Genomic DNA, 18,770 nt, shown 5'->3' on the forward strand with positions numbered 1-18,770 from the left:
ATTTTAACCCAGATTTATAAAATTAGCAAATATATCTTTGTAGTCAGCTACAGTTGCGGCGTGAACAATACGAGCACGAAGAGCCGCACCGCCGGAAATCCCTTTTGAATAAGCAGCAAAGCGTTTGCGCATCTCAAGACAAGCATGCTGTTCGCTTGTTTCTGCAACAAGACGCTCCAGTTCGGCAAATCCAGTTCTTACACGTTCCTCGGGAGGAACCGGCTCATAGCTTCCTTTCGTCAGCAAATCTGTGGCATCCCGGAAAATAAAAGGGTTTCCCATTGCCCCGCGCGCAAACATCACCGCGTCGGCACCAGTCTGAGCAAGCATAAGCCGCGCATCTTCCGGCTTAAAGAGGTCTCCACTACCAAACACAGGAATATGACGGCCTTTTCCCTCACGTGTTTCCCAGTCTTTTACCAGTTCCACGAGTTCTTTCATTATATTCCAATCCGAATGCCCCTCGTACCCTTGCGCGCGGGTCCGCGGGTGAATCGTAATCGCACTAACACCAGCCTCAAGCGCTGCAGTTGCCGCCTCGCGCCAGGTCATCTGTTTAGACTCCCAGCCAGAACGGATTTTTACAGTAACAGGAATGCCACCGTCTTCCGGGCGGCCACCCGCAGCCTTCACAACTGCCTCAGCCACCTTAAACAAGCGGTCCGGATCGCGTGTAAGTGCCGAACCTGCGCCAGTTTTAATAATTTTAGGCACAGGACAACCGCAGTTTATGTCTATAACCTCGCAGTGAGTTTTCTCGAGAACAATATGCGCTGCTTCTTCCATGATTTCCGGCTCGCCACCGAAAATCTGAACCGAATATGACTTTTCGTTGCAGGCACGTCGCATGAGGATTTCTGTTTTCAGATTCTTGCGTACCAGAGCTTCTGCACTTACCATTTCGGTATAGGTAAAGCACGCTCCGTTTTCTATGCAGACAGAACGAAACGCCGCGTCACTGTAGCCAGCAACCGGCGCTAAAAAGAGATTTCCTTTTAATTCTACGTTTCCGATTTTTACCGGATGATAAAGATTTTCCATTATTCTGGAAGATTGAAAGCTTTACAGCTGTTCTTCCACAACTGCTCGCTGAGAGCCTCAAGATCCATTTCGAGCATTTCTGCAAGGAAGCGTGCTGTAGATGGAAGATAAGCAGGCATAGTTCGCTTTTTCTCGCGGAACTCTGCCGGAATCATAAACGGACTTTCAGTTTCAATCAAAATGCGGTCTACAGGAATGTTCATAACTGTTTCGTGAAGGTTGCGGGCATTGCGGTATGTAAGGTTTCCTGCAAAACTGAACCAGATATTCTTATCAAGACACTTCTTTGCAAAAGCAGCATCCTCAGAATAACAGTGCAAAATAGCACCAGCATCAGGCATACGTTCTGTAAGAACATCATACAAATCGCGGCCTGCATCACGGTTATGAATAATTACAGGCAGATTATGAGCCTGTGCAATCTCAAGCTGGGTAATAAAAAGTTCAATCTGACTTCTCTTATCACCAAACTGTTTAAAATAGTCCAGACCTGTCTCGCCTACTGCAACAACATTAGGCAAAGAGAGACTTTTTTCGATTGTATTTATCCAGTCATGTCCAGGATTTGTAACTTCAGATGGAGCGACTCCTACAGCGTGGTAAATTCCCGAAATAGACTTCAAATTCGGATAAACCTTATTAAAATCATAGAGACTATTATTGATGCTGACAATGCGGGCAACTCCTGCCTGCTTTGCCTGTTGTATTACGCGCAATTGCTCAATAGGATCATCGTAAATCAGCCCGATGTGAGCGTGAGTATCAAAAAACTTCATGGCTTTTGCTTCCTAAAGATGAGATATAATAATATAAAGATAACATAGTAATGTGTAAACGTCAAATTTAAATAAAAATGATGGTTTGGTATTCCCATTATATAGAGTCTGAGAATTATGATGCTTAAATGCGGAGTGGGAAAATCCATTGGGCTGCATCGAGGAGTTTTGGCGCTTAGCCATCGAAAACAATCCGAGGATTTTTCGAAGAAAAACCGCAGGATTGTTAACACAAAAAACTAGCTCGCCCGCAGCCCAATGGGTTTTCCCACGGGAGCATTTATGCATCATCATACTCGGGGTATTCACCGATAATATAAGTATAATCTCTCATCTTTCATCAGATGCGAGTGTGCGTTTGACTTAATTTATCCTAATATGGTATAATTTTACGAATATGTCGAAGACTCAGAAAGCTTTGAAGAAATTTGAAAAGCAGGTTGCCTCAAACGTTAGCCATGGCTTTGGTGCATTTACACACAAAGTCGGCCGCTTTTTCGTGCGCATTTTTAAAGTTTTTGACAGCAAGCTTACCATCATGATTGTTCCTCACTCACAGAGTAAGGTTATCAACTTCCAGACAAATGTGTTTGCACTTCTGCTTGGAGTTCTTGTTACAATCGGGGTTCTTGCTTCCTTCTTCTATTATAACAGACGTTCTATTTCAGCAAACATGGAAATCTCTTCTCTCGTAGAGCAGAATCGTGCAACTCTTGCAAGTCTCGATGAACTCCGTGATGAGAATGCAAATCTGTTCCAGGCTGCAAAACGTTTCCAGTCATCTCTTTCACAGAGTCTTTCTTTACTTGGTATTGATCAGGTAAAAAATAATTCAGAAACTTCAGCTTCTAACGGCGACCTTTCTGCCCTCTTCAGTTCTACAGAAGTTACTCAGGGCTCTCTTAAAGAAGTTGCCGATGTAAAGGAGCTCACATCATATCTTGAAGATGCTGTAAAGCCTATTGAACAGATTGGAAAGATGCTTAAAACTCAGCAGAACCTCTTTACAGAAATTCCAAGTATTTGTCCTGTAAAAAATCCTAACTACCATATCTCTATGGCATTCGGACCAAATATCCATCCGCTCAACGGTAACTGGTATATTCACAAAGGTCTTGACTTCTCTACCTGGCGTTCCGGTGATGCAGTTCTTGCAACTGCTTCTGGTCAGGTTGTTACAGTTGGATTTGATAACAGTTTTGGTAACTATATCATCATCAAACATAATCACGGTATGTATACACGCTATGCTCACTTGAATTCTTTCCGTGTAAAGAAGGGTGAAACAGTTAGCCAGGGACAGACAATCGGAACTATCGGTAATACTGGTGTTTCAACTGGACCGCACCTCCATTATGAGGTACATATCGGTTCTGACGTAGTAGATCCTGCTAAGTATATCAACATCAATTTTTCAAAATAGGTTCCTATGGCTTTACGAACAGATGACATTTCAATCAACACAATAATCGGAAAAGGCTCAGCAATTTCCGGCAATATGAAAGTCAATGGCTTTATTCGTGTTGATGGAGATATCGACGGCAGCCTTGAAACTGACGGAAATGTTATTGTTGGTGAAAATGCCAGAATCCGCGGAAACCTTACTGCTAAATCTGTAATTATTGGTGGAATCATAAAAGGAAATATAAAGGCTAATGAAAGCGTTAAGATTCTTGCTGAAGCCGCTGTAATTGGTGATATTATTTCCCGAAAGGTTCAGGTGGATGGCTCGGCTATCATTCACGGCCACTGCATTTCCATTAAAGATGAAGCCGAATTCGGAAAAACCTCTGGTGAATATCTTCAGTCGAAGGCTATTAAAGAAAAGGTTAATTTATAAATGGCAGAAATTGATTCTCTCGGATCAAACTATTACTACTCTGGCGTTCAGAACGCCTCCAATGAAGCAATAAAACGTAATACTAAAAAAGAAGAAGTCCGCAAAACTGGGAACGCCAAGAAGCTTGATTTTGGTAAATTACTGAAAGGTGAAGAAGTTGAGGAGCCGCAGTTTATTGCCGAAGGCCTGCCGCTGGAAGTTCAGGCGATGTCTATTGATGATGCCGCCGTTTACCTTGCAGATGCTGTAGGAACTGCCGGAAACGATTTTTCAGACAATCAGACACAGGAAAACCTTGAAAGATTTAAGACTGCCGTAAGTCAGTTTATCCGTTTTGTTGTCGTAAATAATTTTAATGTGAATAATCTCAATTCTCCTAAAAAAAGAAGACCAGCTCAGCCCCCAAGGCTTTTTGTTTTTTCTGATTATACTCTTCCTAAAGGAAAACCAAGACAAAAGGTAAGCGTTGAAATCATCAATCAGAAACTGGACGCCCTTGCGCGCGAAACACTTTCCAATCAATCTGATAATCTTAAGATTCTTGCACAGGTAAATGAAATAAAAGGTCTGATTGTAGACTTGATGAGTTCATAATTCGTGAGGTATACTGAATTATTATGAGTGATATTTTTGAAACAGATATAGATAACGAGAACGAAAATCTTTCGTCTCTTGAAGATACAGACGTTACTGAAACTTCTTCCGAAAATCTTGTTTTTGATTTTCCCCTTTATCATATAAAATTGGACTACTCTTCTGAAACCCTTTATGCAAAGGCACCTGAAGGTAAGGTTCAGATTTCTGCCGGTGATTTTGTAATCGTTCCAACCCGCTATGGAAAAGATATGGCAAGAGTTCTTGGAACTGCTAAAAAACCATTGGGAATTAAACAGTCAGATATAGTAACAATTGACCGCAAGGCCTCTGAAGCAGACCTTAAACGCCGTCAGGAACTTATTCATAAAGAAAAAGAAGCCTTCCCTATTTTTAAGGAAAAAGTTGCTAATCATAAGCTTGATATGAAGCTTGTTGAAACTCACTTTCTTTTTGATGAGCAGAAGGCACTGTTCTTCTTCAGTTCAGACAGCCGTGTAGACTTCCGTGAACTTGTAAAAGACCTTGTTTCTGTTTTCAAAATGAGAATTGAACTTCGTCAGATTGGTGTCCGCGATGAATCACGTATTACAGGTGGACTTGGAGTTTGCGGCCGTCCGTTCTGCTGTCATGGGGTTTCAGATAAACTCCGTCCTGTATCAATCAAAATGGCTAAAGACCAGAACCTCTCTTTGAACTCAATGAAGATTTCAGGTCAGTGTGGCCGTCTTCTCTGCTGTCTTTCTTACGAATACGACTGGTACAACGAAGCCCGCAAGAGTCTTCCTAACGAAGGTGTACGCCTTACTTATGATGGAACAGACTTCCGCATTACAGAAGTAAATCCTCTAACCTCTATGGTAAAAATGCTTGGAGATGACGGCCGTCTCCTTGAAGTAAACGCAAAACGCTTCTACCGAGACGGAAACCGCTGGAAGATTAATTAGCCTGCAATCGAAAATCCTTTAAAAAACGAGCTGTAACAGCAGGTCATTTTAAGATTATCGAAAGAATTTCTCAGAGGCAAGCTGTGATTGCCGACTTGTAATAGTTTAACTTGAATTTCCACAATTATGATTTATAATATAATGTACTATGATTTACATTAAGAAGTGGACAGATTATTACGAAGACTTTTTCCCTATTGAACCGAATCAGCTGGAATTTTTCTCAGCTATGGGGGATGAGTTTCCTGTACCCGCTAAATTCCTCGGAGTGGAATGTGGACCAGCTTTACTTACTGAACAATTGCAGGAGAAATATGATATTACCCTGACAGATTCCTTCACAGAATTTGTTAATATTGTAAACACACGTCAGGCAAACAAAGAAAATCCTGCACACATTTTTAATCTCAACCCGGCAGATCTTGCACGTTATCTCGGCAAGAATTTCTTTAACATCATTACATGTCTCTGCTATCGCGTTATTTTCATGAAGGACAGAACTTTAATCAAAAAATTCCTTTTTGATTCTAGAATGCTCCTTTCTGAAGGCGGCTATCTTGTGCTTGATATTTTGAACTTTTCTAAATATGACTTTTCTGAAACAAAGGTTGAACTGCCTGCAAAAAAGTCACAAAGAGCAACATTGTATTCATCTGTAATAAAAAATTCAGATCAGGCTTCATACAAGTTGTTCCAGCATGTAGTGACTGCAAGCGGCAAGGTAATCGATGAAGTAAAAGATGAACTTGTATGCCCTATCAGCATGGAAACTATCCGTTCTTATGCAAAAGAAGTAGGCTATTCATCATGTGAATTCTATAACGATTACAAACGCACTCCTTATACCACTGACTCAGACAAGGTTATCTGCGTGTTGAAGAAATAACGTACTTTCATTAAAATAGTACGTTATGAAAGCTACAAAAACAATTATCTCAACACTACGCGAAGCTCCAAATGACGCAGTTATCGCAAGCCATCAGCTTATGATGCGCTCTGGTTTAATCCGCAAACTTGGAAACGGACTTTATGCTTACATGCCATTCGGATTCCGTTCTTTAATGAAAGTTGAAAAAATTATCCGTGAAGAACTTGACAATGCAGGGCTTCTCGAAATCAAACCTACAGTAATCGTACCCGGTGATTTATGGAAGGAATCTGGCCGCTGGGACAAAATGGCTGGTGAAATGCTTACTGCACAGAACCGCCAGGGCCAGGACATGGTTGTTTCTCCAACTGCAGAAGAGGCTTTTACAGCTATCGTTCGCGATGGTCTTTCTTCTTATAAACAGCTTCCATTCACACTCTACCAGATCAATACAAAATACCGCGATGAAATCCGCCCACGCTATGGTGTAATGCGTGGCCGCGAGTTCACAATGATGGACGCTTATTCTTTTGATAAGGATCAGGCAGACCTCGACGCTTCTTACGACAACGTAGCAGCTGCTTACCGCCGTATCTTTAAGCGCATGGGCCTTACAACTATCTCTGTAAAAGCTGATACAGGTTCTATGGGCGGTTCAGGTTCAGAAGAGTTCATGGTTGAATCAGAAGTTGGTGATGATACACTCCTCCTTTGTCCAGACTGTGATTATGCTGCTAACGTTGAAAAGGCAGCATGTAAAACAGAAGTTCCACTCGACAGCAATGGTCAGCCACAGAAAAAGACTGACGCTGCAATTGAAGAAGTTGCAACTCCAAACGTATTCAGCATTGAGGATATGGAAAAGTTCTTTGGTGAAAAACCAACTACATTCCTTAAAGCACTTGTTTACAAAGTTTACAACTGTGCTGTTGACTTGTCTGGTACAGAGTTCTACAAGAATGCTCAGACAGTTACAGAAGGCGGCCAGACATATATTCCAGAGACTTTCTTCTGCGTACTTATCCGCGGCGACCTCGATGTAAACGAAACAAAGCTTGCAGCAGAACTTAAAGCTTCTGGTGCAGAACTTGCAAGCGACGAAGATGTATTGAAGTACTCTGGTGCTCCACATGGATTCGTTGGTCCAGTTGGAATTAAGATTCCTGTAATTGCAGATAAGTCTACTGTTGATATGCACGACTGTATCGCAGGTGCCGGAAAAGCAGGCTTCCACATCAAGCACGTTGAACCAGGCCGCGACTTCACTCCATTTATGACTCTTGATGTTCGTACTTGTAAAGAAGGCGATGCTTGTCCTGAATGTGGCGGAAAGTTCTATATGAAGAAAGGTAACGAGCTTGGACACATCTTTAAGCTTGGTACAAAATATACAAAATCAATGAACGTAACATACCTTGGAGAAAGCGGAAAACCAGTAACTCCACTTATGGGATGTTATGGTATTGGTGTAGACCGCACTCTTGCTTCTATTATCGAAGGACATCACGACGACAAGGGAATTATCTGGCCTATGACTGTAGCTCCATATCAGCTAGCAGTTATTCCTGTTCAGTACAAAGACAAGATGAAGGAAGTTGCAGATAAGATTTATGAAGATTTGAAGGCTGATGGTATTGAGGTTATTCTCGACGACCGCAACGAACGCCCAGGCGTTAAATTCACAGACTCAGAACTTATCGGCTACCCAATCCGCATCGTAGTTGGTGACAAGAACCTTCCAAACGTAGAAATGAAGCTCCGCCAGGATGCAGAAGCTACACTTGTTCCAGCAGACGAAGTTGCTAAAAAGGCCGCTGACATTGTTCGTGAAGAACTCAAGAAATTAAATGCGTAATTTCCATAGTCATTGCGAGGAGTGAAACGACGAAGCAATCCATAATAAATAGATTGCTTCGCTTCGCTCGCAATGACGCATCCTTACAGGACTTCCATTTATGAAAAAAACTATTCTTTCCTTAATCACATCAATCATCCTGACAACCACTGCTGCTGCGCTTCCTGGAACTACTTCATTTATTCCAGACAGTGCCGGTGAGTATGTTTACTATCGCGACACTTCATTTACCCGTGAAAGTTACGTTGGTATTCTGATGTACGATGAAGCAACCTATCAGATCCGCTACATTGCACCTCAGGATAACACAGAAAAGCTTCCTGAAAAAGAAATTGCCCTTCTGCTCACAGTTGATGCAAAGGCAGATTTCTGGAATATGACCGGTGAAAAAATAATTTCTACAATTCTTCCTGATACTGATGACACAGAAATTGTAAACTATCTTCATGATCTGCTTTATGAATTCTCTGCACGCCGTATTAAAGCTGATGTTGTAGAAACAGATAAGCTTATTATTGATCAGGATTATGCTCAGTTTGGTGGTAATACTTCAATTACTTTTGATGCACGAGTTCCTCTTTTTAATATTCGCACAATTGCAGATGAAAAAGGAAACAAAGTTTTTGACTGTGTAACAATAGGAACAATTAAATCAAGCGAAGACCAGACTTTCTCACAGTTTAAGGGAATTAACACAACAAAGCCTGCTGTTCAAAAAGAAACAAAAAAGCCTGCAAAATCAAAGGTTTACAAGTTTGAAAACCGCTCTGTAACTTTGGATGAAGCATGGGAACAGAAAATGGAAAACTTCTGGACTTTAGGAAATGAATCTCTGGTAACAATGTCTGTACTTCCTAAAGTTGCAGAAAATAAGTTTTTGAATGATCTGTATGTTCAGAGAAAACTTCTGGAAAGTTCTGAAGGCTCTTATATCGATTTCAAAAACAACGAAATTACCTATACAGCAGCTAAAGACAATTATAAGATTGTTACAGTCTCATATTTCCCAGAAAACAAAACCACAGTCTGCCTTACAAAACTGCTTACACGCAATAAAGAAGGCGGATTCGATTATTTTTCAATCTCTACATATCAGACAGCTTATCTTAAAACATCTGCTTACTTTGATAAGATTGTAAAAAGCTATCGCTAGAACGAGCTCCTCGAAAGAGGGGCTGCAATCAGCACGCCTTCACTACCAAGATAATCTCTTTTTTCACCTTCAATTAAAAACTGAACGCTTGTAACAGTAGAAAAGGCTGTTGCAGTATAAACAATCTGCTCCAGCTGATGAATATAGCCTTCAACCCCATAGGAATTGATTTCAAAATTTTCATTAAAATTCAAATAAGCAACTCCGCCCTGTACCTTAGCGCTTAAAAGCTTTGTTCCAGGCGGAATAAGACTCATAAGATTACGTTCTCCCGAAATTGTTGAATCAGGTCCTTTAAGCAGCAGATTTATAGCAGTTGTCAGCGGAGAATCACTCTTTGCTACCTTACGTTTAATAACCTGACGTACAACAGCGCCATCACCATCAATATTTACAAAACAAAGCTGGAGTTCTGTTGTTCCTGTAGCCTGCTGTTTCTTTTCATTTTCCGCTTTCTTTGGAGTTTCCTCTTTAGGTTTTGCAGTTTCAACAGGTTTTGCTGATTCTACAGGCTTTTCCGGCTCTGGCTCAGTATATTTTGGAGCAGGAGTTTCTTCAGTTTCAATTTTTATAGTAACTTCATCATTTTTTAGAGGAATTGTCTCTGGTTTCTTTGTTTCCACCGGCTCATGATTTTCAATTACAGTCGGTGTACTGCCAAATACCTTATCAAAGAAGGCTGTTTCCTTCAAATTAGTGAATATCTGATCTTTTTTTACAAGAAATATAACTAAAATAACCAGCAGGCCCAAAAGTACACAGGCTGCTGCAAATAACGTGCTGTTTTTCTTTGATTTTTTTTTCTGTGCCATATTCTGATTATCGGAGGTTTTCTTGATCAGGTTTATCGGAAATCCGCTTATTCTTGACAGATGAGCGGCAAATAGAATAAAATAAAATCATTAAGGGCAAAGGCGCTCATTCAATCTTACGACGGGACTGTCGCCGGATGGAATGTGCGCCTTTTTTCGTTCACGAGAGGTAAATATGTATTCAGAAAGTGAAGTTTTAGAGTATGTACAGGAAGAAGATGTAAAATTTATTCGTCTTGCTTTTTTTGATTTGAAGGGTGTACAGAAAAATATTTCTATAATGGCAACTCAGCTGCAAAACGCTTTTGAAAACGGAGTCAGCTTCGATGCTTCTGCAATTTACGGATTTGAAACCGCAGAAAAATCAGATTTATTTTTGCATCCGGATCCGACAACCGTTTCTATCCTTCCATGGCGTCCAAATACCGGAAAAGTTATAAGAATGTTCTGTACAATTTCGCATCCAGACGGAACTCCGTACAAAAAAGACTGCCGTACCCTTCTCGCAAACGCAGTAAAAAAGGCAAAAGACGACTTTGGAATTGAATTCAGCTTTGGAACTGAAATTGAATTCTACCTCTTCAAACTCGACGAAAAAGGCGAACCAACAAAGATTCCTTTTGATAATGCAAGTTATATGGACATTGCTCCGGAAGATAAGGGAGAAAATATCCGCCGTGAAATCTGTTTTACACTTGAACAGATGGGTATTCAGCCGGAAGCAAGCCATCATGAGGAAGGTCCTGGTCAGAATGAAATCGACTTCCATTATTCAGACGCCCTTACAGCCGCAGATAACGCTGCAACCTTCAAATGGATAGTCCGCACCCGTGCCGCAAGCGCAGGTCTTTATGCAGATTTCTCTCCAAAACCACTTACAGATAAAGCAGGAAGCGGTTTCCACATCAATATTTCCTGCTCAGATAAATCAAAAAACAGAAACGTTCTTGCAGGTATCTTAAAACATGCTGAAGAACTGACTTATTATATGAACTGTACAGAAGCTTCATATGACCGTCTTGGTTCCTGCAAAGCACCTTGCTATCTTGCATGGGGATACGAAAACCGTTCAACCTTTATCCGTGTTCCAGCCATCACAACCGATGAAGCAAGCCGTATGGAAATCCGAACTCCAGACAGCGAATGTAATGTTTACCTGGTATTCACACTTTTAATCCACGCAGCTCTTGATGGAATTAAAAATAATCTGGAACCTCCGGAGCCTGTAACTGAAAATCTGTTCTCTAACTCTTCTAACAGTCTCAGTAACCGTCCGGTAACTCCATTGAGAGACCTCAGACTAAAAACTCTGCCAGACACTCTGGATTCTGCAAAAGAAATCGCTGAAAAAAGCTCATTCATTAAGGAAGTTCTTGGATTCTAAAAATGACAGAAGACACCCACAGCGTTTTAGTTGTTACAAAAGACTCAAAACTTTCTCAATCTATAAGCGTAATGCTCATGCCGCCGCTTTTTGAAACAGAAGTCCTGTCTGATTTCAATGAAGCAAGGCGCCGTGTTTCAGAACGCACTTACAATATCATTCTTGTTGATTACTCAGATGGCGAAGGAGCAGATTTTGCAACTGATGCTTCAGAATCACTAAGTACAATACTGCTTTTGACTCCGCCAGCCCTTTTTGAAGAAGTAAGCTATCGTGTTGAAGGATATGGAATTATCTCTATCACAAATCCTTTTGATCAGTTCTATTTTTACAACATGATTAAGGCAGCAATTGCAGTTCAATACAAGGTACAGGTACTTTCAAGCCAGACTACAAAACTCAAAGTCAAAATGGAAGAAATCAAGCTTGTAAACCGCGCAAAAATGCTGCTTATGCAGAATATGAGTATGACAGAACAGGAAGCACATCGATTTATAGAAAAAAATGCAATGGACCGCAGTATGAAACGTACTGCGATCGCTGATGAAATTATTAAGAGATACGGCTAAACCGGATACTCGCCGTTAAAACAGCCTTTACAGAACGAATCTGCACCGAAGGCTTTTCTCATTCCTTCAAGACTTATAAAAGCCAGAGAATCAGCCCCAATCTCCTTTCTGATTTCCTCAAGTTCGTGATTACTAGAAATCAGTTCATTCTTACTTGGTGTATCAATTCCCAAATGGCACGGAAACTTAACCTGCGGAGATGATACGCGGAAATGCACTTCTTTAGCTCCAGCGCGGCGGAGAATCTGAACAAGGCGGCGGCTCGTAGTACCGCGAACTATCGAATCATCAATTACAATCACGCGTTTACCCTCAAGGTCGCTGCGAATAGCATTCAGCTTTACAAACACCATATTCTCGCGCTCTTTCTGAGTTGGAGCAATAAAGGTTCGGCCGATATATTTATTCTTGATAATGCCCATTCCATAAGGAACTCCGCTGGCTCTGGCATAGCCCTGTGCAGCTCCAAGACCACTGTCTGGAACTCCAATTACAATATCAGCATCAACCGGAGATTCTTTAGCTAGTTCCTCACCCATCCTGTAACGAGCCTCCTGAACAGAAATTCCATCAATCTCAGAATCCGGACGCGCAAAATAAACGTACTCAAAAATACAGGTTCGCTTTTTATCTTCTGCGTATTTTTTAGAGCGCAACCCATCCTTGTTAATTACCACAATCTCGCCCGGCTCAACATCACGCACAAAACGTCCATTTACAGAGTCAATCGCACAAGATTCAGAAGTAATAATGTAAGAGGGGGAAGCCTCCCCCTGCGCTCGCACTTCGTCGCTCGCTACCCCTTCCAACGGGGGCTCCGCCCCCGTAACGCCCCCGCCAATCAGACCAATACATAAAGGCCGGATTCCATTAGGGTCCCGAACTCCAATCAGCATATTCTCAGTCATAATACAGAGCGCAAACGAGCCCTTAATCAATTTAGCCGTCTGCACTACAGCTTCAACAAATCGCTGCTGATTCAGTTCTCCACTGTTTTCTTCTTCGTTCGGCGTTCCCAGATGACCGCCGTTTTCAATATATTTTCTTACAATCAGTTTTAATATAACTTCACTATCACTCGAGCTTGAAAAAGTACTGCCGTGGTCTTCAAGCATTTCCCTAAGCGTTGTATGGTTCACAAGCTGACCATTATGAGCCAGTGCAATAGAACCATTCTTAAACGAATTCATAAAGGGCTGAGCATTATCAATTGTTCTGCCGCCTGCAGTCGCATAACGAACATGACCTACAGCAATACTTCCATTAAGAGCTTCAAAATGTCCCTGTTCAAAAACATCACTTACAAGTCCCATTCCTTTATGAAGCTTGATTTTTGTTCCATCACTAACTGCAATTCCTGCACTTTCCTGTCCACGATGCTGCAGACTTGTAAGCGCAAAATATGAAAGAGCTGCTGCATTCTCTACTCCATAAATTCCTGTAACACCACATTCGTCACGAAAACCCATAATTACCTCGGTTAAATAAAAAACGCCGTAGACATAATCCTGCCAGAGCAGAATCATATCTACGGCGTCTTTGCCTTAATTGCCTATATTATTGTAAAATACGGGCCTTCTGTCAATCAGCTGTAAAAATCAGTTTGTGATTATTCGGTTTCGTCCATTAGTTTTAGCTTCATACATTGCATGGTCAACACGGTCAAAAATAATCTGCGCAGTGTCATCTTTTTTTACCTCTGTCAGACCAATACTACAGGTAAGCTTAATTACTTTCTTAAAATCTGTTTCAGAAATCTTCTGTCTCAGCTCATCAGCAAGTTTTGCAACTTCATCAAGCTTCATATCGTAGCAGACACAAACAAATTCCTCACCACCCCAGCGGCCGATTGTAAAATTATAAGGAGCAATAAATTCATTTATCTCTTTTACAAACTGCTTAAGAACAATATCTCCAACAGAATGTCCATATTTATCATTTACACTCTTAAAATGGTCTATATCAAGCATCATAAATGACACAGGAATACCTTTTGTATGGAAAGCATCAATTGAATTGATAATTTCGGTTTCAATTCGTCCATGATTATAGATAGATGTCAGCGGATCCTTCGATGCAAGCTCTTCATATCGTTTTAGAGTATCAAACAGCTTTAATGAGTTATCATGAATATCCTGAACCATAAACACAAATCTAAAATCATCTGTATTTGTAGTTTCTGTACGGCTGAAAATCAGTTTTACCCAGATAAAAGCACCTTCCAGATTCTTCATCTGACAATCAAATGAAGTTGTACGGCCTGGTTCAAGATTATTTTTAAGATAATCAGGATCTGTACGTTCAAGGAAAAGCTTCTGATCTGCCGGCCAGATCATATTTACAATCATCTGACGCCAGGTTGAATACTTAACATCGTAATTCATCGGGTCATTTGAAATTTCTGAAACATTTATACTGTAGGAAATATCTTTAATTAAATCGACATACATTGAAAAAAGGAATGTACTTTGAATTGTATCCAGCTTGCGGTCGGTAAGGAATTCTCGAAGATATTCGCAGTTATCCAGTTCATCAAGCATGAAAATATAATGACTTGCAGTTTCATCAAGCGGATAAATGGATATTTGAACAAGATGAATCTGATTTTCCCAATTGATTTTGACACGATCTACATATTTACCCTTAAATTCACCAATCATCGGAATAAATACATGATATTCTTCTGCAATCTTGTTGGAATTATCATTAAGGTGAAACCAGAGTTTTTCGATTAAACTTTTATAACTACCATTGTCCTCAAGAAAATTCTCAAAAACTCCATGTTTTTTTATGGTGTGATAGCTATCGTTCTTAGCGTCTACGACAATGATTGAATCAATCTTGTCAAATATCAAATCAGAAATAGATTCTTTTGAATAGGCATTCATTTTTGTAATCCTTTTATCTTACGTACCTATTATTATTACACCGAGTTGGCAAGAATTCAATCTTTTTTTTATTATCTTGATTAAGCCGTCTTTTTCTGATATTATAACAAACAATTCGGGCCATTAGCTCAGTGGTTAGAGCAGAGGACTCATAATCCTTTGGTCCTTAGTTCAAGTCTAAGATGGCCCAGTTCTTATATAAGATTCCGTTCATTTGCGGAATCTTTTTTTATTTCTCTATAAACAAACAAGCATAGCTTGTTTGTGCGCATTTTTGAAGTAAAGCCTAAAACGACCCGCTGTCGCAGCCCATTTTTTAACGGTTCTGCTATCGTTGGCGAGTTCAAGTCTAAGATGGCCCAGGTTTCGGTTGTATACAAAAAAATCCAGTCTTTTGACTGGATTTTTTTTAGCTTACTCTACTGTAACGCTCTTTGCGAGGTTTCTTGGTTTGTCCGGGTTGTAGCCGCGCATGATTGCGCAGTAATAAGCGAACAGCTGGGCTGGGATTACGGTAAGCAGCGAAGCAAGTGTTGAAGAACACTCCGGTATTTTACATACTAAATCAGCCTTTCCTTCAAATGCATCACCAGAATCCTGGGTAATTACCATTACAGTTGCGCCTCGGCTCTTTACTTCAACCATGTTTGAACCGATTTTGTCATAAAGTTTAGGCTCGCTGGCAATTGCAACAACCAGAGTTGCAGGATCAATAAGAGCTATAGGACCATGCTTAAGCTCTCCGGCTGCAAATGCTTCAGAATGCATATATGAAACTTCCTTAAGTTTCAATGCACTTTCAAGGGAAGTTGCGCTGTCAAACTGACGGCCGATATAGAAAATCTTGTCTTTATTAAACTGCTGTGAAGCAAACTTCTGTATTACATCTTTTCCATCAAGAATTTCCTGAATCTTAGAAGGAATACTTTCAAGTTCACACAAAAGCTTTGTAGCCTCTTCATCAGATAAAGTTCCGCGAAGTTTTCCAGCCTTAACAGCAAGCAGGAATAAACAAAGCAGCTGAGTTGTATAAGCCTTTGTTGAAGCAACTGCAATTTCCGGTCCGGCAAGAGTATAAATTACATCATCTGCTTCACGGCTGACAGTTGAACCAACACAGTTAGTGATTGCTACAACCTTAAGTCCCTGTTCTTTAGCAAGACGGAGAGCACTTAAAGTATCTGCAGTTTCTCCAGACTGAGAAATAACCATAAAAATATCACTTGGATCAAGAATTGGATCACGATAACGGAACTCAGATGCTACATCAACATCTACCTTCATACGGGCAATCTTTTCAAAAGCATATTTTGCAACAACGCCGGCATGATATGCAGTTCCACATGCAGTAATTACTACACGGCTGGCCTTTTTCCAGGCTTCATCCATCTTGTTTTCTTCAAAATAAACATCAACAGGCTTACCACTTGCATCTTTTACAATACGAGGACGCATTGTATCTGTAAGACCTTTAGGCTGTTCATGAATCTCTTTAATCATAAAGTGTTCATAACCGCCCTTTGTTGCTGCATCCATATCCCATTCAACATGACTAGGCTGCTTAATGATTTTTTCACCATCAAAATTGAACAAATCAACATGATCTGTATAAAGAACTGCGAGTTCACGTTCCCCAAGATAGTAAACATCACGGGTATGCTCCAGAAGGGCTGGAACATCAGAAGCAATGAAGTTTTCGCCTTTTCCAATTCCAACGACAAGAGGGCTCTCTTTACGGGCAGCAATAATTCTGTCTGGATAATCCTTACAGATAACTCCAATAGCATAAGATCCTTCAAGAACATGAAGGGTTTCAATTACAGCCTTAAAAATATCACCACTTGCCTTATACTTCTGATCAAGCAGGTGTACAACAACTTCTGTATCTGTTTGAGATTTAAAAACAATACCCTGAGCCTGAAGTTTTGCCTTCAAGTCTGCATAGTTCTCAATAATACCGTTATGAACAATAGAAATTGAGCCGTCCATATTTGTATGTGGATGGCTGTTCAAGTCACTTGGCTCACCATGAGTAGCCCAGCGGGTATGACCGATTCCCATACATCCCTTAATGAAGTCACCGGTCTTATCATATAAAGCCATTTCAGTATCAGAAAAATCCTGTTTTTTTACCTGATCAGGAATAATCTCACCTGTAATTTTTTCAGCAAGATTTAAAAGCTTTCCTTTTGCTTTCTGAACAAGAATTTCTTCCCCTGTATATATAGCAACACCAGCTGAATCATAACCACGATATTCAAGCTTTTTTAAAGCCTTAATCAAAACCGGTGTCGCATTTTTATTTCCAACATAGCCGACAATGCCGCACATAATAATCTCCTGAGATTTTAATAGGATTATTCTACAAGAAACCCTTGCTTTTCGCAATCAGTGGGTAGAGGCGTTTTTCTGTCCGTGAATTTAGACTGTTATACTCTTACAAGTGTATAAACAAAAGCAGAATTCCAGTAAATTGCAACTTCGTTAGTACTGTAACTTGGTTCTGCATCAGCATAGCACTTAAGAGCCGGTTGACCTGCGAGATGTTCTTTTGCATAAGCATCAAGAAGAGCACCACATGGCCCGCCTGCAAGCATTCCCGGATAAACCTTTTTACTTGCACCACTTGGTCTGTGATGAGGATGTACAACAGATTTTGTTCCAGCACCTGTAACATAGCAGTAATTCAAAGGATTGCAGCCAAGAATAAAGTCTATCTGAGCCTTTGCAGCTTTTATGAATTCTTTTCTACCTGTTAAATCAAAAGCCATGAGCATTATATGCGCAAGATCACAGATTGCACCATTACTGCCCCAGAAAACAAATTTTGAACAGTATTTAAAAGCCGATGCATCACAGGTTTCAAGATATTTTTCTGCCTGCGAAATTATTCCACTGTGAATCTCTGAAATAAGGTCTGCATCCAGCTTATCTTCATTTTCCAAAAGAAGCTCTGTACCATAGCCCGAAACAAAAGGCCAGCCAAAACCTTCCTGCCAGCCACAGTTCCAGGGATGCTTTGGATCAGGTTTATCTTTCTTCTTGTCTTCACGATATTTCAGAGCTTGAGAAAGATAATTTTTCTCTCCTGTAGCTGCAAAGAGAGAACAAAGGGCAAAATAACGTTCATCGCGGACATCATGGTCACCATAACCGCCCGTAGTTATTTCCGGAGGATTGATATAAAATTCATCATCATGTGAGAAAAGATAATTCTGAGCTTTGATTGCAGCCTGCAGAAGCTGAGCTGAAAATTTTGGATCACTTTCCTTATAAAAACCACTCGCATAAGCAAGACAGCCTGCAAAATCAGCTGTAGCCGCAGTAGAAACAGGAGCCAGTACAAGCTGATCTTTTTCTTCCTGAGGCATTATAAAAGGACAAAAATGATAGCAGGAAATCTTATGATAAACCGCACCATCTTCTCTCTGCATCTGAAGCATCCATTCAAGTTCAAAACGAACTTCACCAAGAAGATCAAAGCCTGAAAATTTCTGAGGACATTTCTTATAGCCGAGCAATAAATCCATTACGGCTTTTGAACCGGCAACAACATAACGTCCATAGTCGCCCGCATCATGCCAGCCACCCTGAACGTTTTTCTGTTCTCCAGTTCCATAAACTTCAGCAATTCCTGTATGGCAGATTCCCTGCCCGCAGCGTGAATCAGTAAAATATTTTAAGGTAGAAAGAGTTAATTCATCATAAACGTTATCTGAAAGAGTGAAAGGAAAGCTTTTTTCTTCGCCAATCTGGATATAATATTCACCTGGTGTCTGAACCGCAGAAAAATCGCCGGTAAAATATCCGCCGCCCGATTCTTCATCGTCCGGAGCTGCAATAAGAGGACCAGTCAGAACTACTTTTCCACCCGCTTTTTCACAAACAGAAAACTGTTCTGCTTCACCCTTTGCAGTTTTACTTACGAAAACGTTTTTGTTATCAAGTATGCGATAACCAAGTTGATTGATAAAAATTTCTGACTCTTTCATAACATAATGTTATACATATATTCAGAAAAAATAATTGAATAAAAGTCTATG

16 protein-coding genes and 1 tRNA gene are annotated in these 18,770 nt (G+C 40.5%); 10 read left to right on the forward strand and 7 right to left on the reverse strand.

Annotated elements, in window-relative coordinates; genetic code table 11:
* Positions 1-3: 3 nt before the first annotated feature.
* Positions 4-1,041, reverse strand: coding sequence for a tRNA dihydrouridine synthase DusB (dusB, locus tag BMY21_RS04580; RefSeq protein WP_177177715.1), 1,038 nt, complete (start codon positions 1,039-1,041; stop codon positions 4-6).
* The gene (locus BMY21_RS04585; RefSeq protein ID WP_074641343.1) at positions 1,041-1,817 is read right to left on the reverse strand and encodes a TatD family hydrolase; all 777 of its coding nucleotides are present in this window, start codon (positions 1,815-1,817) and stop codon (positions 1,041-1,043) included. The genes dusB and BMY21_RS04585 overlap by 1 nt, the downstream gene beginning before the upstream one ends.
* Before the next feature lie 397 nt (positions 1,818-2,214).
* Between BMY21_RS04585 and BMY21_RS04590 the strand changes: the two genes are divergently transcribed.
* The 7 genes from BMY21_RS04590 to BMY21_RS04620 all read left to right on the forward strand — a co-directional run bounded on the left by BMY21_RS04590 (position 2,215) and on the right by BMY21_RS04620 (position 9,074).
* The gene (locus BMY21_RS04590) at positions 2,215-3,240 is read left to right on the forward strand and encodes a M23 family metallopeptidase (RefSeq protein ID WP_074641344.1); all 1,026 of its coding nucleotides are present in this window, start codon (positions 2,215-2,217) and stop codon (positions 3,238-3,240) included.
* 6 nt (positions 3,241-3,246) lie between these two features.
* Complete coding sequence (locus tag BMY21_RS04595) at positions 3,247-3,657, forward strand: bactofilin family protein (RefSeq protein ID WP_074641346.1); 411 nt, start codon at positions 3,247-3,249, stop codon at positions 3,655-3,657.
* Positions 3,658-4,251, forward strand: a complete 594-nt coding sequence (locus tag BMY21_RS04600) for a DUF327 family protein (RefSeq protein ID WP_074641348.1) — start codon at positions 3,658-3,660, stop codon at positions 4,249-4,251.
* A 23-nt stretch (positions 4,252-4,274) separates the two neighbouring features.
* The gene (locus BMY21_RS04605; protein ID WP_074641349.1) at positions 4,275-5,198 is read left to right on the forward strand and encodes a PSP1 domain-containing protein; all 924 of its coding nucleotides are present in this window, start codon (positions 4,275-4,277) and stop codon (positions 5,196-5,198) included.
* Between the two features lie 148 nt (positions 5,199-5,346).
* Complete coding sequence (locus BMY21_RS04610; RefSeq protein WP_074641351.1) at positions 5,347-6,084, forward strand: hypothetical protein; 738 nt, start codon at positions 5,347-5,349, stop codon at positions 6,082-6,084.
* A 25-nt stretch (positions 6,085-6,109) separates the two neighbouring features.
* Positions 6,110-7,921, forward strand: a complete 1,812-nt coding sequence (locus BMY21_RS04615) for a proline--tRNA ligase (protein WP_074641353.1) — start codon at positions 6,110-6,112, stop codon at positions 7,919-7,921.
* A 100-nt stretch (positions 7,922-8,021) separates the two neighbouring features.
* Complete coding sequence (locus BMY21_RS04620) at positions 8,022-9,074, forward strand: DUF7954 domain-containing protein (RefSeq protein ID WP_074641354.1); 1,053 nt, start codon at positions 8,022-8,024, stop codon at positions 9,072-9,074.
* Here the strand turns inward: BMY21_RS04620 and BMY21_RS04625 are convergent.
* On the reverse strand, positions 9,071-9,886 hold the full coding sequence (locus BMY21_RS04625) for a GerMN domain-containing protein (protein ID WP_074641356.1): 816 nt from the start codon (positions 9,884-9,886) through the stop codon (positions 9,071-9,073). The two genes, BMY21_RS04620 and BMY21_RS04625, sit on opposite strands and share 4 nt — an antisense overlap.
* A gap of 175 nt (positions 9,887-10,061) precedes the next feature.
* Here BMY21_RS04625 and BMY21_RS04630 point away from each other — a divergent pair, with 175 nt between their 5' ends.
* Positions 10,062-11,270: a glutamine synthetase family protein gene (locus tag BMY21_RS04630; protein ID WP_074641357.1), complete on the forward strand. Its 1,209-nt coding sequence runs from the start codon at positions 10,062-10,064 to the stop codon at positions 11,268-11,270.
* Positions 11,271-11,272: 2 nt separating this feature from the next.
* Positions 11,273-11,839: an ANTAR domain-containing response regulator gene (locus BMY21_RS04635; protein ID WP_074641359.1), complete on the forward strand. Its 567-nt coding sequence runs from the start codon at positions 11,273-11,275 to the stop codon at positions 11,837-11,839.
* Here BMY21_RS04635 and purF read toward each other — a convergent pair.
* Together purF and BMY21_RS04645 are read right to left on the reverse strand one after the other, a co-directional pair.
* On the reverse strand, positions 11,836-13,308 hold the full coding sequence (gene purF / locus BMY21_RS04640) for an amidophosphoribosyltransferase (protein ID WP_074641945.1): 1,473 nt from the start codon (positions 13,306-13,308) through the stop codon (positions 11,836-11,838). The genes BMY21_RS04635 and purF overlap by 4 nt on opposite strands.
* 129 nt (positions 13,309-13,437) lie before the next feature.
* On the reverse strand, positions 13,438-14,727 hold the full coding sequence (locus BMY21_RS04645) for a GGDEF domain-containing protein (protein WP_074641361.1): 1,290 nt from the start codon (positions 14,725-14,727) through the stop codon (positions 13,438-13,440).
* 117 nt (positions 14,728-14,844) lie between these two features.
* On the opposite strand from BMY21_RS04645, the gene BMY21_RS04650 reads away from it, so the two are divergent.
* Positions 14,845-14,917 (forward strand) — tRNA-Ile (locus BMY21_RS04650).
* Positions 14,918-15,141: 224 nt separating this feature from the next.
* Here BMY21_RS04650 and glmS read toward each other — a convergent pair.
* Together glmS and BMY21_RS04660 are read right to left on the reverse strand one after the other, a co-directional pair.
* Positions 15,142-17,058, reverse strand: coding sequence for a glutamine--fructose-6-phosphate transaminase (isomerizing) (glmS, locus tag BMY21_RS04655; protein ID WP_074641362.1), 1,917 nt, complete (start codon positions 17,056-17,058; stop codon positions 15,142-15,144).
* Between the two features lie 98 nt (positions 17,059-17,156).
* Positions 17,157-18,719, reverse strand: a complete 1,563-nt coding sequence (locus tag BMY21_RS04660) for a glycoside hydrolase family 9 protein (protein WP_074641364.1) — start codon at positions 18,717-18,719, stop codon at positions 17,157-17,159.
* Positions 18,720-18,770 lie beyond the last annotated feature (51 nt).

Source organism: Treponema bryantii (assembly GCF_900111035.1).
GTDB classification, from domain to species: domain Bacteria; phylum Spirochaetota; class Spirochaetia; order Treponematales; family Treponemataceae; genus Treponema_D; species Treponema_D bryantii_C.